The 24981-nt window shown below is 42.6% G+C and carries 20 protein-coding genes, 1 tRNA gene and 1 pseudogene; 12 read left to right on the top strand and 10 right to left on the bottom strand.

Going from position 1 to position 24981, the window contains the following annotated elements; genetic code table 11:
• Nucleotides 1-112 precede the first annotated feature (112 nt).
• The 3 genes from HYN51_RS02410 to trmB form a co-directional block, all read right to left on the bottom strand.
• A complete protein-coding gene (locus HYN51_RS02410) occupies nucleotides 113-838 on the bottom strand; it encodes a DUF2884 family protein (RefSeq protein ID WP_108901381.1) in 726 nt (241 codons plus the stop codon).
• A 205-nt stretch (nucleotides 839-1043) separates the two neighbouring features.
• The gene (locus tag HYN51_RS02405) at nucleotides 1044-1376 is read right to left on the bottom strand and encodes a YggL family protein (protein ID WP_108901380.1); all 333 of its coding nucleotides are present in this window, start codon (nucleotides 1374-1376) and stop codon (nucleotides 1044-1046) included.
• Entirely contained in the window at nucleotides 1376-2095 is a 720-nt protein-coding gene (gene trmB, locus HYN51_RS02400) for a tRNA (guanosine(46)-N7)-methyltransferase TrmB (RefSeq protein WP_108901379.1), read from the bottom strand. The genes HYN51_RS02405 and trmB overlap by 1 nt, the downstream gene beginning before the upstream one ends.
• A 209-nt stretch (nucleotides 2096-2304) precedes the next feature.
• Between trmB and mutY the strand changes: the two genes are divergently transcribed.
• The 7 genes from mutY to HYN51_RS02370 all read left to right on the top strand — a co-directional run bounded on the left by mutY (nucleotide 2305) and on the right by HYN51_RS02370 (nucleotide 8899).
• Entirely contained in the window at nucleotides 2305-3360 is a 1056-nt protein-coding gene (gene mutY / locus HYN51_RS02395; RefSeq protein ID WP_192878437.1) for an A/G-specific adenine glycosylase, read from the top strand.
• 1 nt (nucleotide 3361) lies between these two features.
• Nucleotides 3362-3634: an oxidative damage protection protein gene (locus HYN51_RS02390; RefSeq protein ID WP_108901378.1), complete on the top strand. Its 273-nt coding sequence runs from the start codon at nucleotides 3362-3364 to the stop codon at nucleotides 3632-3634.
• Between the two features lie 30 nt (nucleotides 3635-3664).
• Complete coding sequence (gene mltC / locus HYN51_RS02385; protein ID WP_108901377.1) at nucleotides 3665-4756, top strand: membrane-bound lytic murein transglycosylase MltC; 1092 nt, start codon at nucleotides 3665-3667, stop codon at nucleotides 4754-4756.
• A gap of 64 nt (nucleotides 4757-4820) precedes the next feature.
• Nucleotides 4821-4961 carry a hypothetical protein gene (locus HYN51_RS16260; RefSeq protein ID WP_157952962.1) on the top strand — a complete coding sequence of 47 codons (141 nt, stop codon included), beginning with the start codon at nucleotides 4821-4823 and terminating at the stop codon, nucleotides 4959-4961.
• 193 nt (nucleotides 4962-5154) lie between these two features.
• Nucleotides 5155-5880: a nucleoside/nucleotide kinase family protein gene (locus HYN51_RS02380; protein WP_108901376.1), complete on the top strand. Its 726-nt coding sequence runs from the start codon at nucleotides 5155-5157 to the stop codon at nucleotides 5878-5880.
• Nucleotides 5881-6159: 279 nt separating this feature from the next.
• Nucleotides 6160-7578, top strand: a complete 1419-nt coding sequence (locus HYN51_RS02375) for a sodium:proton antiporter (RefSeq protein ID WP_108901375.1) — start codon at nucleotides 6160-6162, stop codon at nucleotides 7576-7578.
• A gap of 127 nt (nucleotides 7579-7705) precedes the next feature.
• Nucleotides 7706-8899: an IS4 family transposase gene (locus HYN51_RS02370; RefSeq protein ID WP_108899754.1), complete on the top strand. Its 1194-nt coding sequence runs from the start codon at nucleotides 7706-7708 to the stop codon at nucleotides 8897-8899.
• Nucleotides 8900-8978: 79 nt separating this feature from the next.
• Here the strand turns inward: HYN51_RS02370 and HYN51_RS02365 are convergent, their stop codons facing one another.
• Together HYN51_RS02365 and HYN51_RS02360 are read right to left on the bottom strand one after the other, a co-directional pair.
• Nucleotides 8979-9554, bottom strand: coding sequence for a DUF2628 domain-containing protein (locus tag HYN51_RS02365; protein WP_108901374.1), 576 nt, complete (start codon nucleotides 9552-9554; stop codon nucleotides 8979-8981).
• Between the two features lie 165 nt (nucleotides 9555-9719).
• Nucleotides 9720-10400 (bottom strand): MarC family NAAT transporter, encoded by a 681-nt coding sequence (locus HYN51_RS02360; RefSeq protein WP_108901373.1) that lies wholly within the window; start codon nucleotides 10398-10400, stop codon nucleotides 9720-9722.
• A 346-nt stretch (nucleotides 10401-10746) separates the two neighbouring features.
• Here HYN51_RS02360 and HYN51_RS02355 point away from each other — a divergent pair.
• From HYN51_RS02355 to HYN51_RS02340, 4 genes are all read left to right on the top strand, one after another.
• Nucleotides 10747-10822 (top strand) — tRNA-Phe (locus HYN51_RS02355).
• Between the two features lie 810 nt (nucleotides 10823-11632).
• Nucleotides 11633-11869: a hypothetical protein gene (locus HYN51_RS02350; RefSeq protein WP_108901372.1), complete on the top strand. Its 237-nt coding sequence runs from the start codon at nucleotides 11633-11635 to the stop codon at nucleotides 11867-11869.
• A 110-nt stretch (nucleotides 11870-11979) separates the two neighbouring features.
• Entirely contained in the window at nucleotides 11980-13272 is a 1293-nt protein-coding gene (locus tag HYN51_RS02345) for an HlyD family secretion protein (protein ID WP_108901371.1), read from the top strand.
• On the top strand, nucleotides 13265-15397 hold the full coding sequence (locus HYN51_RS02340; RefSeq protein WP_108901370.1) for a peptidase domain-containing ABC transporter: 2133 nt from the start codon (nucleotides 13265-13267) through the stop codon (nucleotides 15395-15397). Before HYN51_RS02345 ends, HYN51_RS02340 begins: the two co-directional genes overlap by 8 nt.
• Before the next feature lie 65 nt (nucleotides 15398-15462).
• On the opposite strand, the gene HYN51_RS16255 is transcribed toward HYN51_RS02340, so the two are convergent.
• On the bottom strand, nucleotides 15463-15639 hold the full coding sequence (locus HYN51_RS16255; RefSeq protein WP_157952961.1) for a hypothetical protein: 177 nt from the start codon (nucleotides 15637-15639) through the stop codon (nucleotides 15463-15465).
• A 474-nt stretch (nucleotides 15640-16113) separates the two neighbouring features.
• Nucleotides 16114-19473, bottom strand: coding sequence for a calcium-binding protein (locus HYN51_RS02335; RefSeq protein ID WP_108901369.1), 3360 nt, complete (start codon nucleotides 19471-19473; stop codon nucleotides 16114-16116).
• Nucleotides 19474-20118: 645 nt separating this feature from the next.
• Here HYN51_RS02335 and HYN51_RS02330 point away from each other — a divergent pair.
• Nucleotides 20119-21230, top strand: a protein-coding gene (locus tag HYN51_RS02330; protein ID WP_407936330.1) for an IS3 family transposase whose coding sequence is annotated in 2 segments (ribosomal slippage) — nucleotides 20119-20371 and nucleotides 20371-21230 — 1113 coding nt in all. Because the reading frame shifts where the segments join, the coding sequence is not laid out codon by codon here.
• 19 nt (nucleotides 21231-21249) lie between these two features.
• Here the strand turns inward: HYN51_RS02330 and HYN51_RS16250 are convergent.
• The 3 genes and pseudogenes from HYN51_RS16250 to HYN51_RS02320 all read right to left on the bottom strand — a co-directional run.
• Nucleotides 21250-21426, bottom strand: coding sequence for a hypothetical protein (locus HYN51_RS16250; RefSeq protein WP_157952960.1), 177 nt, complete (start codon nucleotides 21424-21426; stop codon nucleotides 21250-21252).
• 473 nt (nucleotides 21427-21899) lie between these two features.
• Nucleotides 21900-24530, bottom strand: a complete 2631-nt coding sequence (locus tag HYN51_RS02325) for a calcium-binding protein (protein WP_108901367.1) — start codon at nucleotides 24528-24530, stop codon at nucleotides 21900-21902.
• Between the two features lie 139 nt (nucleotides 24531-24669).
• Nucleotides 24670-24884, bottom strand: a pseudogene (locus HYN51_RS02320) (hydrolase); the annotation flags it as partial.
• Nucleotides 24885-24981 lie beyond the last annotated feature (97 nt).

The following is a 24981-nucleotide window of genomic DNA, read 5'->3' as shown; positions in this document are numbered from 1 at the left end:
AGGGAATTCGCCCTAATTCCCTCTGCTCAGTTGCCTGCACCTAAGTCAAACAAAACACTGAAGGTTTAGCAGACGAAACTTACGCTGAACTACATTTATACTGACAAGATAATTACTGCGGTAGAGCCTTCAGCAAATCGGCCCGCTGCTGTTCAAGCACCGTAACCCTACCACATGCTTCTTTCCCGAACTGTTCGAAGTCTTTCTCTTGTTTCTTCCACTCGTCTCTAATTTGCTGCTGTAAACCACCCAAGCTACCTAATACTGCCTGTAGAGGATTACCTGATTTACCGGCTTTAGCCACTTGCTGGATACCCAGTTCATTAATGCTATCCTGTAGCACTGCACCCATCGTATTTTGCATAATCACCTGACCATTTGCTTCAACTTGTGAAACGGCCTGATGGTGGAAAGCTAAACCTTCCGCACGGGGCTCCAGAACTTTTTCCATCTCTTTAGTCAGTTGTGAACTCAAAGTGACTAAACGTTTACGCACATTACTCTCGGTACCCAGTTGCTTAACAATCACGTTATCCAGTACACCCTGAGCAGTTTTCAGGCGTGAACGAACTCCGTCGTTAACATAAGGCAAATCGGTACGCAAATTGGTTTGATAGCTCACCGCCTGGGCGCGGGCTGCATCAGAAAGGGTTAATACTTTACCATTACGGGTCACATCACCATTTTTGCCAATGACCAACTCACCGCTGGCACCAGCAACTTTAACCGTATCTTGGTTAATAAAAATATCATCCTGCGGTTTTACATTACATTCATAAGCCGCTTGCGCCTGCCAGGCCATCAACAGCAATAGGGCCGCGCCGGTTTTTCGTAACATAATTATTCCTCAATGGTTAATGCGAAATCGTACTTTTGTTGGTTCAACCCGACTATAGACATCAGAGTCCGTCAGGTGTTCATCACATCGGGGGAATTAACGGAAGAAATAGCAGGATTAGTCAAAACCATTCAATACCCCGAATAGTCAATGCTACCCAAAACTGAAAAATATCAGGGGGAAATAATTCCCCCTGACTTAACCATTACTCTTCGTAATAGTTAATATCCATCAGCTCGCTGGCTTTTACATCCAACATGCCTTTATCTTCCAGCCAGTTAGTCACGATGCCGCGATGCTCTTCGGTGCATTTACCGATCTTTTGCTGGCATACCAGACCATCCCACTTCAGATAGCCGCCGCCCTCAAAGGAGAGGTCGTGGGCTTCAAACACTTCGTTGATAAAGTTATCAATTGTTGCGTCGATCTTCTCAATCGCTGTTCCTTCAGGAAATGCCCAATTGATTAAAAATCCGATTTCCTGAAACTCATCGATACGCATTTTTTTACGTAAACGACGACTACGTTGATGTGCCATTATTCACTCCTCTCAAACATCAAATCCCATACGCCATGTCCTAACCGATGGCCGCGTAACTCAAATTTGGTTAACGGACGAGAGTCAGGACGCGGCACATAAGTACCATCAACCGACAGATTACGATATGCCGGAACCGCGTTCATCACTTCTAACATATGCTCTGCATAATTTTCCCAGTCGGTGGCCATATGAAAAACACCACCCACTTTTAATTTTTTCAATATCGCCATAGCAAACGGCGTCTGAAGAATTCGGCGCTTATGATGGCGCGCTTTATGCCACGGGTCAGGGAAGAACAGTTGCACCATATCCAGAGAAGCCTCAGGGATCATCTTGTCCAGCACTTCAACTGCATCATGGCACATCACCCGCAGGTTACCGACTCCAGCTTCATGAGCAGAAGAGAGACAGGCGCCGACTCCCGGACTATGCACTTCGATCCCCAGAAAATCCTGCTGTGGGTTATCTTGCGCCATCTTAACCAGCGACATGCCCATACCAAAGCCAATTTCCAGCGTAATCGGCGCTTCTCGACCAAACAGTTCCGACAGGTTTAGCGGTTCTGGTTGAAACTCTACGCCCATGACAGGCCAGTAGTTATCCAGCGCATATTGCTGACCTTTTGTTAGCCGCCCCTGACGGCGAACAAAGCTACGAATGCGGCGCATCACACGACCGTCTTCATTAAATTCAGGGGAAATAACATCGTTAATCATAAAAAATTCTGTTTATACCGGTCGCTGTTAATGATGAAGATAAAAATTTCAGGCGGGCATCATACCCTATATTGCCTTAATCCTTAAACAATCCGCGACAAACCACCTTGGTTATTCTGCACGAATATCTCAGGTTAAGGTTTACTCTGGTTGGTGTCTGTGCTGGAATCACGCTATCTGTTTTATTCTTCGTGAAATGTCACATTTATATGATGCAAGCAAAACCATTTGCACAGGCTGTTTTGAACTGGTACCAAAAATTTGGCCGTAAGACCCTCCCTTGGCAAATCGAAAAAACGCCGTATCATGTCTGGCTTTCGGAAGTCATGCTGCAACAAACGCAGGTCACTACCGTAATCCCTTATTTTCAGCGATTTATTGCCCAGTTTCCCGATATTAACTCACTGGCGGCAGCGCCAACGGACGAGGTGTTACACCTCTGGACCGGACTCGGCTATTACGCCAGAGCACGCAATCTGCATAAAGCAGCAAAAGACATTGCCCAACAGCATCAAGGGATTTTTCCGACAGATTTTGACACCGTGCTCAATCTTCCCGGTATTGGCCGCTCTACCGCTGGCGCCATCCTCTCTCTCTCCCTTAACCAGCACTATCCGATTCTTGATGGCAATGTAAAACGGGTAATCGCTCGTTGCTATGCCGTAGAGGGCTGGCCGGGTAAGAAAGAGGTGGAAAAACGCCTTTGGGATCTCAGCAGTGAGGTCACCCCGGCAGAGGGCGTCGCTCAATTCAATCAGGCCATGATGGACCTCGGTGCGTTGGTTTGTACCCGCTCCCGCCCTAAATGCGAACTGTGCCCTCTCAATTCAGGCTGTATCGCCTATGCCAATCAGAGCTGGGCCGACTATCCGGGGAAAAAACCAAAACAAAAAATACCGGAAAAAAACGCATGGTTCCTGTTACTTAAGAACAATGATAAAGTCTGGCTGGAACAACGACCCGATGTCGGGCTCTGGGGAGGACTTTACTGTTTCCCTCAGTTTAGCGACCGGGCCTCACTGAACCACTGGTTGGAACAGCGGGGAATGTCTGCCGATGATTTAAAACAACAGACGGCTTTCCGCCATACCTTCAGCCATTTCCATCTGGATATTACGCCGATGTTGCTTAATATGGTGCCCGGTCAGTGCTGTCAGGAAGCGAGTTTGGGGATGTGGTACAACCTGACCCAACCGCCATCCGTCGGGCTGGCAACGCCAGTTGAACGATTACTTAATCAGCTTAAAAATGAACACGAGGATTAGCATGAGCAGAACCATTTTCTGTACTTACCTGCAAAAAGAAGCCGAAGGGCAAGACTTCCAGCTTTATCCTGGTGAATTAGGCAAACGAATTTTTAACGAGATTTCTAAAGAAGCATGGGCGCTATGGATGAGTAAACAAACCATGCTAATCAATGAAAAAAAATTGAATATGATGGACCCAGAACATCGCAAACTACTGGAACAAGAAATGGTAAATTTCCTGTTTGAAGGTAAAGATGTCCACATCGATGGTTATACACCACCAAGCCAATAATCTTTGTTTTGAATAATGCGCCATTAAAAAATGATCATTAATTTAAAAAAAATCTGTGCGTTGCTGTTAGTTGCGCCTTTGCTAGTCTCGTGTGGAGGCGGCAGTAAGAAAAACCCTAAAGACGACGATCAATATATTAAAGATACCAATGCGTTTGATATTCTGATGGGTCAGTTTGCCCATAACGTCGAAAACATTTGGGGTATGCATGAGGTCCTGATCGCGGGTCCTAAAGACTATGTGAAATATACCGATCAGTACCGTACTCGTAGCCATATCAACTTCGATGCCGGTGTTATCACTGTGGAAACTCTGGCAGCAGAGAACCCTGAGGATAGCCTGCGTCAGGCCATTATTACAACGTTATTGATGGGCGAAGATCCACAAACTACCGACCTCTATTCCGATGCTAACGATATTCAGATTAGTAAAGAACCTTTCCTGTATGGTCAAGTATTGGATCAGGATGGCAATACCATTCGCTGGCAATGGCGCGCCGCGCATTTTGCTGACTACATCATCCAGACGAGACTGAAGAAGCGTTCATCCGGGCTGCGGGTAATTTGGTCAGTGGACATCCCACTGGTAGCAAACCATCTGGATAAGCGGGCGCATAAATACCTGCCTTTGGTGCGTAAAGCCGCCCATAAATATAATGTTGAAGAGTCACTGATTCTGGCCATTATGCAGACCGAGTCCAGCTTTAACCCTTATGCTGTCAGCCGTTCTGACGCGCTGGGTCTGATGCAAGTCATGCAGCACACGGCGGGTCGTGACGTATTCAAAATGCAGGGTAAATCAGGGCAACCAAGCCGTAATTTCCTGTTCGATCCAGAAAGTAATATTGATACCGGTACGGCTTATCTGTCGATTCTGCAAAACAGCTATCTGGGTGGAATTACTAACCCAACATCGCGCCGTTATGCGGTTATTACCGCCTACAATGGCGGTGCTGGTAGCGTATTGCGCGTCTTCTCCAGCGATCGAAATAAAGCGCCGGATGTGATTAACCGTATGTCGCCGGGTGATGTATATGAAACACTGACCACCAAGCATCCATCGGCTGAATCACGGAATTATCTGAATAAAGTGAATTCGGCACAAAAGAACTATCGGAGATAATCCGCTCATGTCGCTGTCAGTTAAGGCTGGCAGCGGCATAAATTCAACAATAAGGAATCGTATTATGGGTGGGATCAGCTTACCGCAGATTATTTGCATCGTTGTCGCCGTGGCTGTCGTTATTTTCTGGCAAAAGCGTCTGCGTGAAAAAATGGCCGTACAGCGACAAGAATTAGAAAATCAGCAACAAAACAATCAAGAGTAATCTCAGGCGACTAAGCGATGTTGCATAAAACCGGTGGATAATAAATATTGCCGGTTTTTTTGAATAGGTTCGTGCCATCATCACTAGCCGCGCAAACCTGATATTACTCTATTTAAGTTTTATCCATCACTCAACAACCAAACCCGTGACGCTAGAATGCTCTCCGTCACAACAGTATTAAAGGAATATACTGATGAATGTGGAATTGGATGTTAATGGCCTTAGCTATATCGCCACATTTCCTGATAAGGATATACGGGATCTTCATCTGCCTTTGCTGCGGATGCTGACTGAATTCCAACGACGCAAAAAACAACGTCTGATCGTTTTTCTTGCTGCGCCACCCGGCGTTGGTAAGTCAACCCTAACCAGCTTTTGGCAAATCCTATCCCGTCAGGATATGTCACTAAAAGACCTGCAAGGTCTGCCAATGGACGGTTTTCATCGCTATAACAGCTATCTGGATGAGCATAATCTTCGGGCCCGTAAGGGTGCACCAGAAACCTTCGATCTGGGTTTGCTGAAAGATTATATAGCGACATTGCAGCAATCTGATGCCCGTTGGCCAGCTTACGACCGGAATCTCCACGATCCGGTACATAACGCCATTGAAGTTATATCCCCTATTCTGGTCATTGAAGGCAGTTGGTTATTACTCAAAGAGCCCGGCTGGCAGGAACTGATTACCCTGTGCGATTACAGTATTTTTATTGGTAGCCCAATAGAGAGCCTGAAGCAGCGTCTGATTGAGCGAAAGATGAAAGGTGGGTTAAGCTATCAGGATGCAGAAAACTTCTTTGAAAATTCAGACGGTCTTAATGTTCAACGCGTGTTAAATAATAGTCAACAAGCGGATATGACACTGATAATGTTGCCAGACGGCTCTTATAGCGCTATCGATATCAATATCATTGATTGATATAAACCCAACAGAGCGTTCATTCACGCATTGCTTTTTATTTATAAGAAATCACGGGAACGCGTTGTAAATAGATTATCTCTAACAGGTAGAGATCGAATTATTCCAAAGCGTTCATCTCATCAAGTCATATATTTTACCAATTGTTATGATTAACGAACTATATCCTTCACCAGTAAACGCCGGGAGTATCACGTACTTTGACATGAGCACCTGATATTTGCTCAAATACTGAAACTTTTTTTCACTTTGATATGTTGGTTACCGGAGCAACCGCTAATGTCCCGTCCACTATTATTCAAACTATTATGCCTTTTGTCTGGCTTGATGATACCTGCCGCCAGTTTTGCTGCAGATATTGATGGTTCAACACTGAGTCTGGGATGGGGTATTCCATTTGTTGGTATTCTGTTGTCGATTGCACTGTGTCCATTGCTGATCCCAACTATTTGGCATCACCATTTCGGTAAAATCACCGCCTTATGGTCAGCGCTGTTTCTTATTCCATTTACCATCACTTTCGGCATGGGCACCAGTATAGGATTAGTGTCCCACGCCATTCTGGCAGAATATATTCCTTTTATTATCTTGCTGTTCGCCCTGTTTACCGTGTCTGGCGGCATTTTAGTTAAAGGTAACCTGCACGGTTCGCCTAAGCTAAATACGGCTCTACTCGCCATTGGGGCGATTCTTGCCTCGCTGATGGGAACCACGGGTGCAGCCATGCTGCTGATCCGCCCTCTTATCAGAGCAAACGATAATCGCAAACATCGAGTGCACGTGATTATTTTCTTCATTTTTCTGGTGGCGAATATTGGCGGAGGGCTTACACCGCTAGGCGATCCTCCACTGTTTATCGGTTTTCTGAAAGGCGTCGATTTTTTCTGGACTGCCAAGCATATGCTGCTGCCAGTTTTAATCAGTACGCTGGTATTGCTTACGCTGTTCTATCTGGTAGACAGCCACTATTACAAGCGTGAAGACGAGATTGAAGCGCACGATCCAACGCCTGATTCTAAATTACGCCTGTACGGTAAATTTAATTTTATTCTGCTGTTAGCGGTAGTTGGCAGCGTTTTACTCTCCGGTTTCTGGAAATCTGCCGTGGCGTTCTCCGTGCTGGGTGTACATATAGAATTGCAGAACATCACTCGTGACATTCTGCTATTGGTGATTGCCGCACTGTCGATGATATTAACCGCGAAGCAGGTTCGTTCTGCCAATCAGTTTAGCTGGGAACCGATTCTGGAAGTCGGCAAGCTGTTCGCCGGTATCTTTATTACTATCGGCCCGGTATTGGCTATCCTGCGGGCAGGACAAGAAGGCCATATGGCCGGGTTGGTTGCCATCGTTTCCGATCCCGAGGGCGCACCCATCAACGCTATGTACTTCTGGCTGTCCGGTGCACTGTCTGGATTTCTGGATAATGCACCGACCTATCTGGTGTTCTTTAATCTGGCCGCCGGTGATGCCACTACACTCATGGGGCCACTACAGCAAACGCTGCTGGCAATCTCGATGGGTTCTGTGTTTATGGGTGCGCTAACCTACATTGGTAATGCACCAAACTTTATGGTGAAGAGTATTGCCACTCAAAGCGGTATCGCGATGCCAAGCTTTTTTGGCTACATGAAGTGGTCGTTCGGTATTCTGATACCACTGTTCCTGATACTGACGGTGATATTTTTTCTGATCTAAAGATATCGCTACCATTAAAAATGCCGCGTATGCGCTGAGGAATCCCCAGTAATGAGCAGGTAAAAAAAGACAGGCATAGAGTTTTGTGATCTACTGATTGTGCTATCAATTCAATGAGATCACCTCTATGCCTGTTTACCAAGTATGTCAGAAGTTTTTCCGCGATGCTCTATCCCCATCTCACAAATACCGACAAAATGCTCTGCTGGATGCCACTATTGCCTTAATCAGCGGTGCATCACTGACGCTGACCAGTATTGGCCGTTATTTACCCGGTGCGGCTCAGGTCAAAAATAAAATCAAACGAGTTGACCGTCTGCTGGGTAATGAATCACTTCATCGTGATATCCCTCTTATTTTCAAAGGTATTATCACCATGCTGACCCAAAAATTATCGCTGTGTGTTATTGCGGTTGACTGGAGCGGTTATCCTTCTCAGCAATATCATGTGCTTCGTGCCAGTCTGCTTTGTGACGGACGTTCACTTCCCCTGTTAAGCTGGATTGTTTCCTCAGAAAAACAGCAGAACTCACAGATACAGAAAGCTTTCCTTGATGCCCTTGCCGGAGCCGTGAACCCAAAGGCCAGGGTTATTATCGTTACAGATGCAGGCTTTCAGAATGCATGGTTCCGGCATATCCAGTCACTCGGATGGGATTTTATCGGCCGTGTCAGAGGCAATATTCAGATGCGCCTAGACAGCAAAGGAGAATACTGGTTCAGGCGTCAGGAATTACAGGCCAGCAGCAAACCAGAATATCTGGGGCCGGGTACGCTTGCGCGGGCCGAATATGCCCGGTGTGACGGTCATTTTTACCTTCATAAAAAAGCGTCAAAAGGGAGGCACTACAAACGTTCCCGTTGCCGACCCACAAGGCTTTCACAGGTAAATGACGCCCGTAACGCAGCAAGAGAACCTTGGCTTATTTTCAGCAACACGAATGATTTTAAGCCACGTGAAATCATGAAGTTATACAGTCGTCGTATGCAGATAGAGCAGAACTTTCGGGATGAGAAAAGCGAACGCTTTGGGTTCGGCCTGCGAGCCAGTTACAGCCGTTCGGCGGGCAGAATGAGGGTACTGAGCCTGCTGGCAACACTGAGCACAATAGTGTTGTGGCTTATTGGCTATCACGCTGAAAATAGAGGGTTACATCTGAGATACCAGGCCAACAGTATTAAATCGCGGCGGGTAATTTCTTATCTGACATTAGCGGAGAATGTCTTGCGACACTCACCGCTAATTTTAAGACGAACAGTACTGAGCACTGTTCTTAATCATCTCGCCAAAACCTACCAGAGTATGGTGTTGGTTTATTAGCGCTGATTTTGTGGGGATCCCTCAGCGCGTATGCGGCATTTTTAATATGATGGAACTGTATCGGTTAAATTCCCATCACCTACATCAACATAGCGATAATGGCACACAGAATACCAAGCGCAACCAGTGCCCCAACAAGATTGGTACCACCGCTGGCTTTCAGCGCCGGGATAATTTCTGATTTTTGGGCTACGGCTAACGTTTCGGCAATCTTCTTATCCATATGTTGTTTATACAAACGATTCGCCCAAATACCTGCCCCAACGCCCATTCCAATACTAATAACGTTAGCAATAATCTCGGATACGCCCAACATTGACTGAATGCCAGTCAACAGTAAGCCAAGCCCCAGATAAATCGCAGCATACAGATACATTTTGCGATAAATAAACCAGAATACGCCGATAAAGAATGCCGCCCAGTTCCAGCGTTTAGGTATGTCACGACCATAGGGAAAGAAAGAGTAGTATCTGTTACCAACAAATATTTTTGAATATTCCTCTGCTTCAGGGGAAGAGGAAATATCATCGATAGGAAAACTATCGGTAATCGCGGTAGAAACTGCATAAGGGTTTACTGATGCCGACTCATCACAGACAACGCAATCATTGTTGTCATTTACCGACATATTCCCACACTGTTGACACTTCTCCATGACATCTTCCCGTATTTATCTGAGGTCTATTTTGTCGTTCCGATCGACAAATATGATTAAAGTGAGCCTATAGTATCGCTCATGAAAGGGGCTTTCAACGCGCCTTTACCGTAACAAACAAATTAGTTACTCATGTAACAAATTAACTCTTTGGGATTAAATAGATTATGTCCCCGGATAGGTTTTAATCAGCTCAAATACACCATTGATCATAAACTGTATTCCCATACATACCAGCAGGAAACCCATAACCCGAGAGATAGCTTCGATACCGCTTTTACCTACGACTTTCATAATCAAATCAGAGCTTCGTAAGCAGCCCCACAGTACCAAAGATAATATGACAGCCGTTAACACAACGGTAATATAAACCACCCACGCGCTATAGTTACCAGCCTGATGCCAGGTTGATGCCGCAGAGATAATCATCGCAATGGTACCCGGCCCGGCGGTGCTCGGCATCGCAATAGGAACAAAAGCGATACTTTGAGCGGTGGGCTTCAATACCTTTGCCTCTTCACCCTCTATCTTTTCTGGCGTAGGCTGATGCGCTGGAGGAAACAGCATTCTGAAACCGATGTAGGCCACGATTAACCCACCGGCAATACGCAAACCGGGAATCGAGATACCAAACAGCCGCATCACCAACTCACCGCAGAAAAACGAGATCACCAGAATCAAAAACACATAGAATGAGGCCATCATCGCCTGATGATGACGCTCTTCACGGCTCATATCTCCGCTCAAGCTGAGAAACAGTGCCACCGACGTTAAAGGATTGGTTAATGGGAGTAGCAACACTAGGCCAAGCCCAATCAAGTGCAAAATTTGCAGTACATCAGTCATATGTTATGGGTTTCCATCTTATATCGCGCAGGACAAATGCCTGTTGATGTTTCATTATGATTAGATTAGCGGATATTGCATTAACATCAATGTGCTAATCAGGCGTCAACCACCACCAATAATAACTTACTGTTATCATTCTGATTGTGCAGTATACAGGCTACTGACCAATTATGATTAGCAACCCGAGCCTGAAATATGGCGAATGTTGCTTCACTGACATTGACTAAATCATCAAGTTAATAACAGAACTGGTGGAAAAAAAAACAGTTAGCTCAGTTTTATAGCCTTACTGGTTTAAAGTATTTGACCTTCGACACGTAATCCGGTTTAATGTCGCTCCACTGCCCGGATAGCTCAGTCGGTAGAGCAGGGGATTGAAAATCCCCGTGTCCTTGGTTCGATTCCGAGTCCGGGCACCATTTTTCCTTTTTTATGCTTCCTTATGAATCTATATTTATATTGAATTTAGCAGATTGGCGTAAAAACCTTTCTTAATGCGTTTTGATTTACCTCTATATATCCAGAAAATTTGGGGCCGATTACGGATCTTTCAGTTCGATGAATAGAGCATCCCATCTATACTCGCTAAAATAAACATTTTCTCAGAAAAAAGCGCGTAGTCCCCAAGCAGAAACAACATTAACAACAGAAAAATAAAACTAATAATCAGCCCATCCAAAGCGCGCTTGTTCGCTAGAGCCTCTAACGGGTCAGTCTGATTTGATGTAGTACGCTCACACAACGATTCAAATATCCCAATATTTCATCAATCCGATACAACATTTATATTCCCGTCCCGAACCCTGTAAATAATTCGGTGTAACTGCCATTTTATTAAATATGGCCAATTAGTCGGTCTTCTAACTCGATAATAAAACGACTTCAAATTAACATAAGACATTAATAAACATTAACAGAAAAAATTGATAAAATATTATGATTAAAATCATCATGATAAATATATAAAGAAACAAATGAGCAATTAGAATAATCGACATATATAAAATAAAAAAATAATGTAATTGACATTCTAAAAAAACCAATAAATTAAATGAATTAGAATAGAACGTGTAATTAATTCAGTTAATTGACATTCCTCTTTTTAGCTATTAGCATCACCGTCGATAAGCAATATCTTATAGATTTAGTTAATAAACTTATTTATAAGCATTAGCTCATCAATTAAACAATAAGTATTTACTTATCGCTTTTAAATAAGGATTTTTACAATGCGTGAATTACACAACCATGAAGTAGAAGAAGTATCTGGTGCTGGTTTCATTATTGATGCTGGTGCAGCTTTAGGTACAGGTATCGGTGCTGTTGTTGATGCAGCAACTAAAGGCAACACAGCAACTGCTGCTGGCACCAAATTAGGCGCTGGTATCGGTCAAGTTGTTGAAGCTAGCATTAGCGTATTCGGCAGCTTTCTGAAGAACATCAGCAGCCTGTTCGCTCGTAAGTAATCGTTATTATTTACAGTACAATGAGAGGCACTATTGCCTCTCATTTTTACTTTTTATTTTCTTCGCCTAAATCACCATGATGTCTTAAACGACAATCAGGATACACAGACATGGATAAACGTCGTTTATTTCGCCAGGAAGCGATAGAACATCAAAAAGCCAAGTGGGCAGGTACCGCACTACTGATTACCGGCTATCCCGCATGGATTATTGCCTGTGCCTCCGCATTCTTCGTCATCGTTTTAATCATATCATTAACCTTCGGCAACTATACTCGCCGTATCAACGTTAATGGTGAGATAGTCACTCAACCTCGGGCCATTAATATCTTTGCGCCACAGCAAGGGTTTATTTCAAAGCTGTTGGTTGATGCTGGCGTTGAAGTCACTAAAGGTACGGCCCTATATCAGTTGGATGTGAGTCGTATTGCTCGTTCGGGTAATGTCACTATTCACACAACAGAGGCTATTGAAAAACAACTCGTTCACGTTGAAGGCATTATTGCCAAGCTGGAAAAAAATAAGCAGGCAACGCAAGAAAATATAAAACAGCAAATAGCTCAATCCGAAGACGCCAATAAGAAGTCACAATCTCTGGTCAATAATGCCGCCAAGGGCGTGGAAGAGATGCGCCAAAGCATGAAAAACTATGAGGAATATCAGCGGCAAGGTCTGGTGAATAAAGAGCAGTTTAACAACCAGCGTTATCTCTATTACCAACAGCAAAGCTCATATCAAGCATTAAATACCCAAATCATTCAGGAAAACCTGAAGATCAGCAATCTGCAAAGTGAACTCACCACCAGTGCAGCAGACTTTGATAACCAAATTGCACAATACCAATATCAACTTAATGAATTACAGCGCCAGCTTACCGAGGCCGACGCGGCTGGGATGTTAATTATTAATGCTCCCAGCGACGGTAAAATAGAGTCACTGAGCGTCACCGAAGGGCAAATGGTTAACCCGGGTGATAGCTTGGCACAATTAATTCCAACCAGTATTAACGCCTATTATTTAGTGCTTTGGTTGCCTAACAACAGTCTGCCTTATGTATCGCCTGGCGACCGCATTAATATTCGCTATGATGCCTTCCCCTATCAGAAATTTGGTCAATTTCCGGGAACTGTCCAAACAGTTTCGGCTGTACCTGCCTCCATTCAGGAAATGTCCACCTACAACAGCGCGCCTCGTGCCGCAGGCGGTGGCACCGATCAGTCTTACTATAAAGTTATCGTCGCTCTGGACAGCCACCACTTTATGTTAGCCAACAAAGAGCTGCGTTTAACCAGCGGAATGAAAGCGCAAACCACCCTGTTTCTGGAGAAACGCCCCCTGTACCAATGGATGCTTTCACCTTTTTACGACATCAAAAAGAGTATAACGGGGCCCGTAAATGGATAAGGCAACTTTCACCCATCTGTTAGAAAGCCTGAATTTTGGCATGCGAAAAAAAGTACCTCAGATTCTGCAAACCGAAGCGGCTGAGTGCGGACTTGCCTGTCTGGCTATGATTAGCCGCTATTATGGTATGAACGTCGACCTGTTTAATTTACGCCGTCGCTTTGGTATTTCATCCCACGGTGCCACACTGGGAGTAGTGATCAATACGGCTTCCGAGATTAATCTGAAAAGCCGGGCGTTAACGCTGGATCTTAACGAGATCAATCAGCTAAAAACCCCGTGTATTCTGCACTGGGATTTAAACCACTTCGTTGTTTTGGTTGAGGTTAAACGCAATAAGTTTGTTCTGCACGACCCGGCATTTGGCCGTCGAGTTGTCAGTGAACAAGAGATGTCACAGCATTTCACCGGTGTCGCATTAGAAGTTTGGCCGGGCAATGAGTTTGTTCCTTACAATGAAACAAGCCGTTTAAGTCTGTGGAGCATGATGAGCCATATCGAGGGTCTGAAAGGATTCCTTGTTAAGGTGTTTGCGCTGTCCATCGTTATCGAAACGGTAAATTTGCTGATCCCCGTAGGGACTCAGTTAGTCATGGACCATGTCATACTGGCGGAAGACCACGACCTACTAGGACTGATTTGTCTGGGTTTACTGTTTTTTATTCTGTTCCGAACCTTTGTTGGTATGCTTCGCTCTTGGACGTCTTTAGTGATGGAAGCACTGGTTGGTGTGCAGTGGAAAGCCGGTCTGTTCGACCATTTGATGAAACTTCCCCTCTCTTACTTTGAAAAACGTAAGCTGGGTGATATTCAATCCCGTTTTATCTCTCTGGATACTATTCGTACCACACTAACCAGTAATTTAGTCAGCAGTATTATCGACAGTCTGATGGCCATCGGCGTATTTATTATGATGTTGCTGTACGGCGGCTGGCTAGTCTGGGTGGTGCTGGGCTTTACCGTACTGTATATGATCCTGCGCCTTTCTACCTATCAACACTATCGGCAGGCATCAGAAGAGCAAATCATTAAAGGTGCGAAAGCCAACTCCCACTTTATGGAGACGCTATATGGTATCAGCACCCTGAAAGCCCTTGGCCTGACCGCAACCCGGGGACAATACTGGCTCAATCTGAATATCGACACCACCAATGCGAATATCCGACTCACCAAGTTAGATATGGTATTTGGCGGTATGAATACCCTGCTGGGCATGGTGGATCAGATCGTCATCCTGTGGCTGGGCGCATCGATGGTCATTGACGGACATATGACTCTAGGGATGTTCGTCGCATTTAACGCGTATCGCGGCCAGTTTTCTGAACGTTCTGCCAATCTGATTAATCTGGCGTTAGAACTGAAAATGTTGTCGCTGCACAGTGAGCGATTAACGGATATTGTCTTCTCTGAACCAGAGAATACCTTACCTAATAATATGGTATTCCCTGAGGATCAGCCTCTGGGCTTTGAAGTTCGCCATGTGGAATTCCGTTATGACAATCTTTCGGCCCCCATCTTTTCTAATTTGAATTTGAAAATAGAACCAGGAGAAAACGTCGCCATTATTGGCCCGTCAGGTATTGGTAAAACCACGCTGATGAAAGTGATGGCGGGATTACTGCTGCCGTCTCAGGGGGAAGTCCTTGCCAACGGTATTGATATCAACAAAATCGGCGTCAACAATTACCGCAGATATATCGCCTGTGTATTACAAGATGACAAGCTTTTTGCTGGCTCCATTGCCGACAACATCGCCAGTTTTGAAGCGCAAAAAGATTCAGCCTGGGTGGTTGAGTGTGCTAAACATTGCAATATTCATGAAGAGATCATGCGTATGCCAATGGGATACGAAACACTGATCACTGAGTTGGGCGGCAGTTTGTCCGGCGGGCAAAAACAGCGCCTGCTGATCGCTCGAGCACTGTATCGTCGCCCAAGTTTGCTATTTCTTGATGAGGCTACCAGCCATCTTGATACCGCCAACGAAGCGCATATTAATGCAGCAATCTCGGCGCTAAAAGTCACGCGCATCTTTATTGCTCATCGTCTTTCAACCATTGAAAGCGCCGATCGGGTGATTAATTTGGATCCTGTAGAAGAGTTTGTTGCTGTAACACCAGACTAGCTGAATAACTACCGCTCAACGCTGACGGCTTCCTCAACAGGAAGCCGTTTTCTTATCTGAAGCTATCACTTCTCAAGCAGGTAAAGCGCATTGAACAAGGCCACCATCTTTTCATGCAAAATAAACTGCAATGACTCTTTTACCGGCAACTGATCAATATGAATTACCGCGCTGGCAAGCGCCATGCACTGCTCCGCCAACTCCAACGGATCGTTTGGTGTGATATCGACAAGATCAAACATGATGACACCCCCCACTTTTCAGGCAACTTGCTGAAACGGGAGATCGTTTTTCCGATCCGGATCTGAAACTGGATCGAAGGTGATATATAAATTCAGGGTGAGTTTGGGTATGCTTCTCAATAGCCATGATTGTTACCTTGTATAACGTTGTGGTCAGAAACCCCGTATGTGTTCCACCACTGCGGGGTTTCGCTATTTTAAACCCGTCTGCGTTTATCAACAGACAGTAACAATACGGTATATATCCACAGCGAAAGGATCAATGCACAATCACCGAAATTAGTCAGTAAATGAAAACTTTCCACGCTATGCCGCAAAAGTTTGAAAATTTAGATGGGGTTTGCAGGAGATTATCGGTTGATATATCTATTCTGCGGCCAATACGGTGAAACAAAAAAGCAGCGCTCGTTTTAGAGGTGCGCTGCTTGTTTGGTAAACGAATAAAACAAATTGCTTTATCCGCTAGAATGGCTATTAAGCGGCCATAATAGATGCCTGGGCTAAGTAGTCATCGATGATGGTGGAATGACTTCCTGTTGGCATGGTTTGGGTGGACATGATGTCGGCCAATGCCTCAACCTGCTTGGAAGTAAGAACCGTACCGTCCTGGGTTTTGATTTGTTCCAGTTTGGTTCCGTCATAATCCACACCATTGTTAGACTTTAGTCCATACCATTTATTTACCAAGATTTGATCCGTTGTACCCAAGACCTTAATCGTCAGTGAACCAATACCCTGATCCAGATCTTTGGTGAACCACAACTGCTTCGCAGAAATATCAGTAAACAACAACACATCAACATCATCAGCTGAAGCATTATAATCCTTAATGATGTCCTGACCATCGCCTTTACTGAATATATAGGTATCACTTCCCCCTACAGCCCAAAATACATCATTTCCTTTTCCACCAATAAATACATTATTACCGTTATCTCCATGGATAAAATTATCTAGTGCATTTCCAGTGATCTGAGTGTCATAACGGTTCAGAACATTTGCCAGCTCTATACTTTCAACATTATCCGACATGATGTAATTAATTGGTCCGGTGGCAAATAAGCGTATTGTATCGATCCCGCTATTTTGCTCCTCGATAATTTGGACATTAGATCCATACACGACTTCGTAGATATCATTTCCAGCACCGCCATATAACTTGTCGTCACCTTTGGAGATCAACTTATCGTTACCTGCACCACCGTAGAGGGTGCTAGCTATAGTATGGCTAGTCAGCGTATCATCACCTTCAGTACCATAAATGACATGAGTTTGGGCCAAATAATCACTAATCACAGAAGAACTGTTTCCGACAGGCACAGTTTTTGTTGCCATGATATCGACTAGAGCTTCAACCTGAGTAATAGATAGGACAATACCATCCTGAGTTTTTATTTGTTCCAGTTTAGCATTATTGGAATACCAGCCATCTATCCCGATCTCATCGGCAGTACCCAATACCTTGATAAATAACGAAGTGATTCCCCAAGATGTTTTTTTAGTAAACCATAGTTGGTTAGCTGAAATATCTTTGAATAACAAAATATCAGTATCTGTTACAGGTACATTATTATTGTTGTATTCATAGATAGTATCTTTACCGTCCCCTTTATTAAATATATAGGTATCACTACCGCGGTAGCCTTGTAATGCATCGTTACCTTTGCCACCAATCAGAATATTATTACCATTATTACCATTGATAAAGTTATTCAGACTATTGCCTTCAATATTAATACCGGCGGTCTGATAGATATTCTGGTTAAGATCTTCAATATTATCAGGCATAACAAAATCGATAGCTTTTGATACGTTAAGAATTATTCTATCGTGTCCACTATTAACATCCTCGATAATAGTTGGGATTTCTGGACCATATATCTCATAGGTATCATCACCATCACCACCAAATAACTGATCATTACCAGTTGAGATAAATGTATCATTACCTGCACCTCCAATAAGAATATTAATACCAGCACCACCAGAGATGGTATCATTTCCAGCACCACCATATATAGTGTCATCACCTGCGCCACCATTAATGATATTATTTTGTGCATCACCATAAATGGTATTAGTATATTGGTTACTATTAGCACCAGTCTGAATCAGGTAATCATTAATAACGCGGGAACTACTTCCGGTTGGTATGGCCTGCTTCGCCATAATATCAACTAATGCTTCAATCTGGGCAATTGATAAAATAACTCCATCCTGAGTTTTTATTTGTTCCAACTTGGCATTATCACTATACCAATTATCAATAGAAATCTGGTCAGTGGTGCCCAAAACTTTAATATTTAATGATTCTAAACCCTTGTATGAAGTTTTAATAAACCATAGTTGACTGGATGAAATATCAGTAAACAATAAAATATCTTTATCAGTTACCGATACTTTATCATTAGGTGATTCACTTATAGAGTCTTGCCCATCCCCTTTACTAAAAATATAGGTATCACTGCCTTTATACCCCTGTAACCGATCATTCCCCTTTCGACCATTCAGAATGTTGTCACCGTTATTACCTAAAATTTGGTTATCAAGGTCATTTCCAGTAATACTCGAATTATAAGTAAGGCTGGTATCAAGAATAACATTCTCAATGTTTTCTGCTGCAACAAAGTTAGTAACACCTTTGGTATAAATATTAACGGAATCAATTCCATCATTTATACCCTCAACAATACGTACACTTTCAGTACCATATATCCCGTAGCGATCATTGCCTTCGCCACCGTATAGCGTATCTTTACCATGGGAAGTCAAATAGTCATTACCAGCACCACCATAGAGTACATTGGTGCCGGAGCCACCGGAAAGCCTGTCATCACCATCACCACCATACAGCGTGTCATTACCCTGATTACCATTAATAATATTATTCAGTTCATTACCGTAGATGACATCGTTACCTTGGGTACCGTTGGCATTTTCGATATTGGCACCATAGGCAATACCAATAGCATTTTTACCGTTATAAGCATTCAGTGTTTCCTGTACTGCGCTCATTTCTTTATAGATAGAACTGCGTGTTCCACCATTAAGATTCAATTCTGCACCGTTACTGAAAGCAGAAATATCAATCGTATCGTTACCACCACCATCCCAAATAGTCTCAAAGAAATTTAAATCATTTGGATTATAGGTATATATCGTATCCCCTGAGTTATAATTATTATTAGCGCCCTGAATATATTGCAGTACAAGAATATCGTGAATGCCATAAGTTCTATTATAAGCTACAGCTATATTATTTCCTGCATCATCAAAAACTAATGTTCGATTACCAAAGTACGATGTATCGTTATATGACATAAGCGTATCTATTTTGTTGTAATTCTCGTAATGCGAATCATAGACTTTCTTACCATCTATCCACTTATATGGATGAGATAACCCCATTAAATGTGCAAGTTCATGGCCTGCAGTATTCCAATTATAGATTAACTCTGCTCTGCCCCAGTCCTTATATTGCAGCCCAACAATACTCGATGAAAAACTTTTTTCAATGACACCTTCATAGTCTTGTTTATAGGCAGGAGAATAAACCTGAATATCTCCGGGTGGATTTTTTGTCCCATCAATTTCTACGAAGTTTACGTTGATAATATTACTCATCTGCTGTGTCGCATATCGCATATAGTCCTGAAAAGGTTTTGAGATAATACCACCATGATTCTCATATGTAGGCGCTGTGTCGAGTAGAATAAAACTCCATGTATACGTATTTCCCCCATCAACAGGCATAATTGTTGTTGCAGAATTATGGAATAAAAAATCAATATCTTTATTGCCCGTGTGTTCAATATCTCTCAGATAAAGTGCCATAGAAACCCCGTTATGTAAGAATATAATTGTTATTAAATTTAAAATCACCAGACAACTAATCCGTTACTGGATAAAATCATTCAGTGCTAAAAAATCCATATATTTTGATTAGTAAAATCTAATCCCAGACGATACTATCAAAAATAATTTTATTTATTATATAAAAATCAATTAATCAAAAATATTAAAATTGATATAAACATCATGTAAGCACTCTTATTTAATTTATAAAAACATGTTTCAAAAAGTAAGGTTAAAATAATTTAAATACTTTAATTTACATTAATATCATACAGTTAAAATCAAAGCAAAGGTATACATAGAAATAATGAATATTTAAAATTGATTAAAAAAAATAGTATAAACACCAAAATTTATAGAATATAAATTTTGGTACAACAGTCTATTATAAAAATAATTTATAATTTATCTAGATTTATTAAATTTAATAACTTATTTAGCCACTAAAGTAATGACCAACATCGATAGCCGATATATAAAAAATCTGATAATTGAATCAATCCTGTCCAATCAAAAAACCGTACCTAATTTCCAGCAAAAGCTACTGTAAGTGCCCCATCAAAACGACCCATTCTCTTTTAGAGATCTTCTGACATACTAATTATGTCCCCAGAGGAGATCACCATGCGTAAAATCCGATTCACAGAGCACCAGATAATCGCCGTTCTTAAATCCGTTGAAGCAGGGCGAACGGTGAAAGATGTCTGCCGTGAGGCCGCTATTTCTGAAGCCAGCTATTACAACTGGAAGGCGAAGTATGGCGGTATGGAAGCTGCTGATATCAAAAAAATCAAAGATCTTGAGGACGAGAATCGTCGCCTGAAACAGATGTTTGCCGATCTGAGTTTGGAATGCCGAGCGCTGAAGGATGTCATCGAAAAAAAGCTTTAAAACCAGCGATAAAGCGTGAACTCGTCGGCTATCTGACTACACAGTTTACGATGAGCATACGCCAGGCATGCAGGACGTTATCGCTGAGCAGGACAGTGTTTCGCTACCAACCGGATACGAGACGTGATGAACCGGTGATCCAGGCGCTGACTGAAGCGGCTGAGCGTTATCCACGCTACGGATTTAAGAAACTTTTTCAGGTGCTTCGCAGGCAGGGGCATGTCTGGAACCACAAACGTGTGCATCGGATTTACTGCCTGCTAAAACTGAATTTTCGTCGTAAAGGTAAGCAACGCCTGCCGGTGCGCAATCCGGCTCCGCTGGCAACGCCGGACGCACTTAACCAGAGCGGGTCCATCGATTTTATGCACGACGCATTGGTCTGTGGCCGACGTTTTCGGACCTTCAACGTTGTGGATGATTTTAATCGTGAGGCTCTGGCCATAGAAATTGATCTGAATATCCCGGCACAGCGCGTCGTTCGAGTACTGGAGAGGATAGTGGAAAACCGGGGATATCCGCTGAAGATGCGAATGGATAATGGGCCGGAACTGATATCACTGACGCTGGCACAATGGGCTGAAGATCATGGTGTGAAGCTAGAATTTATCAAGCCGGGCAAGCCGACGCAGAATGCGTATATCGAACGGTTTAATCGGACGTATCGGACAGAAATACTGGATTTTTACCTGTTCAAAACGCTGAATGAAGTACGGGAGATCACAGATCGCTGGCTGAATAAATACAACAGTGAGCGACCTCATGAATCCCTGAATAACCTGACACCGGAAGAATACCGGCTGATGGCTGAAAACCCAGAAATCTCAAAAAATATGTGGTACTAAAATGGGTGTGCTTACACTATCACTTCTCAAGCAGGTAAAGCGCATTGAACAAGGCCGCCATCTTTTCATGCAAAATAAACTGCAATGACTCTTTTACCGGCAACTGATCAATATGAATTACCACGCTGGCAAGCGCCATGCACTGCTCCGCCAGCTCCAACGGATCGTTTGGTGTGATATCGACAAGATCAAACATGATGACACCCCCACTTTTCAGGCAACTTGCTGAAACGGAAGATCGTTTTTCCGATCCGGATCTGAAACTGGATAGAAGGTGATATATAAATTCAGGGTGAGTTTGGGTATGCTTCTCAATAGCCATGATTGTTACCTTGTATAACGTTGTGGTCAGAAACCCCGTATGTGTTGCATCACTGCGGGGTTTCGCTATTTTAAACCCGTCTGCGTTTATCAACAGACAGTAACAATACGGTATATATCCACAGCGAAAGGATCAATGCACAATCACCGAAATTAGTCAGTAAATGAAAACTTTCCACGCTATGCCGCAAGAGTTTGAAAATTTAGATGGGGTTTGCAGGAGATTATCGGTTGGTATATCTATTCTGCGGCCAATACGGTGAAACAAAAAAGCAGCGCTCGTTTTAGAGGTGCGCTGCTTGTTTGGTAAACGAATAAAACAAATTGCTTTATCCGTCAGAATGGCTATTAAGCGGCCATAATAGATGCCTGGGCTAAGTAGTCATCGATGATGGTGGAATGACTTCCTGTTGGCATGGTTTGGGTGGACATGATGTCGGCTAAAGATTCAACTTGATTGATGGAAAGTGTAACGCCGTCCTGGGTTTTGATTTGTTCCAGTTTGTCGTTATCAGAATACCAGTTATTTACTAAAATCTGATCGTTGGTACCAAGAACCTTGATCAACAGAGATTCCCGGTTAAAAACGACATCTTTAGTAAACCACAACTGCTCCGCTGAAATATCCGTAAAAATTAAGACATCTTTATCGGTTAGTGGAACATTATTATTGTTGTATTCCCAGATACTATCCTGTCCATCTCCTTTATTAAATATATAGGTGTCGCTTCCCTTGTATCCCACTAATGTATCATTTCCTTTGCCACCAGTCAGAACGTTATCACCAAAATTACCACCAACATAATTATCAAGATCGTTACCAGTAAGGCTGGAATTATGTATATCAGTAGCACGTAACGCGATATTCTCAATATTATTAGACGCTGTAAAGTGTGTTACACTTTGCGTATAAATATTCATTGTGTCGATATCATTGCTATTATGTTGCTCAATAATACGGAATTGAGTACCCCATATTTCATAAGTATCACTGCCATCTCCGCCATATAATGTATCATTACCACGGGAGATCAACTTATCATTACCAGCACCACCAATAAGAATATTAGTTCCTTCTCCACCTGAAATCGTATCATTTCCAGCTCCGCCATATATGGTGTCATTATCTGCGCCACCATTGATTACATTATTCTGTGCATCACCATAAATAGTACTGCTATCCTGATTACTATTAGCACCCGTTTGGATCAGATAATTATTGATAACACCTGTACTACTTCCGCTTGGCATGCTCTGCGTAGCCATAATATCAACCAGAGCCTCTACCTGAGCTATCGACAACACAACCCCATCCTGGGTTTTTATTTGTTCCAATTTGGAGTTATCGCTATACCAAGTATCAACAGAGATTTCATCTGTAGTACCCAACACCTTAATTTTTAATGATTCAAGACCCTTGTATGAGGTTTTAGTAAACCATAATTGGCTGGATGAAATATCAGTAAACAATAAAACATCTTTATCGGTTACTGGTACTTTATTATTTGATGATTCCGCAATAACATCTTGCCCATCGCCTTTGCTAAAAATGTAAGTATCACTGCCTTTATACCCTTGCAGTACATCATTACCTTTTTTACCAATCAGGATATTGTCGCCATTGTTACCCAAAATTTTGTTGTCCTGATCGTTCCCGGTAATACTGGAATTATAAGTAAGGTTGGTCGCAAGATTGATATCTTCAATATTTTCTGCCGCTACATAGTTAGTAATATCCTTGGTATAAATGCTGACCCTGTCAGTTCCGCCATCCCTATTCTCAACAATGCGGACGTTTTCAGTACTATATATCTGATACCAGTCATTACCCTCGCCACCGTATAGCGTATCTTTACCATGGGAGATTAAAGTGTCATTACCTGTACCACCATAAAGAATATTGGTACCAGCGCCACCAGAAAGAATGTCATCGCCTTCATCGCCATACAGAATATCATCACCATCGCCGCCGTTTAACGTATCATTACCAGCACCACCATATAGTGTGTCATTACCTTCGTTACCACTAATAACGTTATCCAGTTCATTGCCATGGATGATGTCATTGCCTTTACCTCCAAAGGCATTTTCTATATTAGCCCCATAAGCAATACCAATTGCACGAGTACCATCAAATTCTGTACCCGACAAGGAAAAGTCTTTGGTAAACAGATTGCTTCGCGTTCCGCCATTCAAATTGAGCTCTACGCCTAATACAAACTCACTGACATCAATGGTATCTATACCACCACCATCCCAGATGGTTTGAAAACTTTTTAATGTATCTGGGGTATATTTGTATACAGTATCCCCTGCATTATAACTGTGGTTAGCTCCGTATATACTTTGCAAGGCCTGTATATCATAAATACCAAGTGTTTCATTTATGGCATAAATAACTTTTCCTGCAACAATTATAGGTTGTCCATTTTTATCATACTCATAGATCCTGACTTTTTCGCCATAAGCGTCATTGACCATTTTATTATATGACATTACAGTGTCTACTTCTGTATATCCAGGTTTATAACCAATATCCACAAAACCCAATAGGTGTAACACTTCATGTGCTACAGTCATATTATTACCTTTATGATAATCGGAATCTGAATAATCGTTGAGGTTTCTTACAAAAAAACTGGCAGCATTATCATGAGCTGAAGCACCTCCAGTACCGCCATCTATTTTACCTGAAACAACATTAAATCCTCCCATATTGCTGGCATTCCCTACAGAATAATCAATCTCCTTGAAGCTTATATTAACGACATGAGTAAATTGCTCTAGTACCCCGCGAACCATATTTTTTGCTGACTCATTATTTACAGACTCAAAAGTATCTTTAGGTCCAGTTGCATAATTTGAAAAACCCCAATAATATGTATTTCCTTCAACTGGTAACAATCTCGTGCCTCCTTTATGAAAAAATTGATCAATTTCAGCATTACCAGTAAGTTCAATATCCCTTGCTATAGCCATATATACATCCTCAATAATTTATTAAGAAAATAAATTCATATTTTATATAAAATTCATCATAGAATAAAAGATCAACATCTATAGAAAATCTTTTAAGACTATCAGTTTAAATAGTTATTTAATGTTTATCAATTAGCTATTTACGTCCCAAATTGATCACAACGTCATAAGTCTTTTTACGAGCCCAATCACGTTGGTACTCCAGAAGAACTTGCTACTAAGTCACCGGAGTGGCACCAGCCTGAATCATACGGTCAATAGCACATTCATGTGCATCAACGGATGTACCGCCGGAAGTATCTATCACTGCATAGACCTCCAAGCCATCAGAGCAGGGAAAGTCAGACAAACTTCTGCTCACGGGGCTGATAATATGATGCCCCCGCCAGACTATAATTGAGCAAAACAACATTAACGCCATCATCCCAGCGATCAACGGGAATATATCACT

The sequence above is a fragment of the Limnobaculum parvum genome, from assembly GCF_003096015.2.
Classification (GTDB): domain Bacteria; phylum Pseudomonadota; class Gammaproteobacteria; order Enterobacterales; family Enterobacteriaceae; genus Limnobaculum; species Limnobaculum parvum.
Note: the sequence above shows the minus strand (reverse complement) of the source record. Positions and strands in the feature narration are given on the sequence as shown.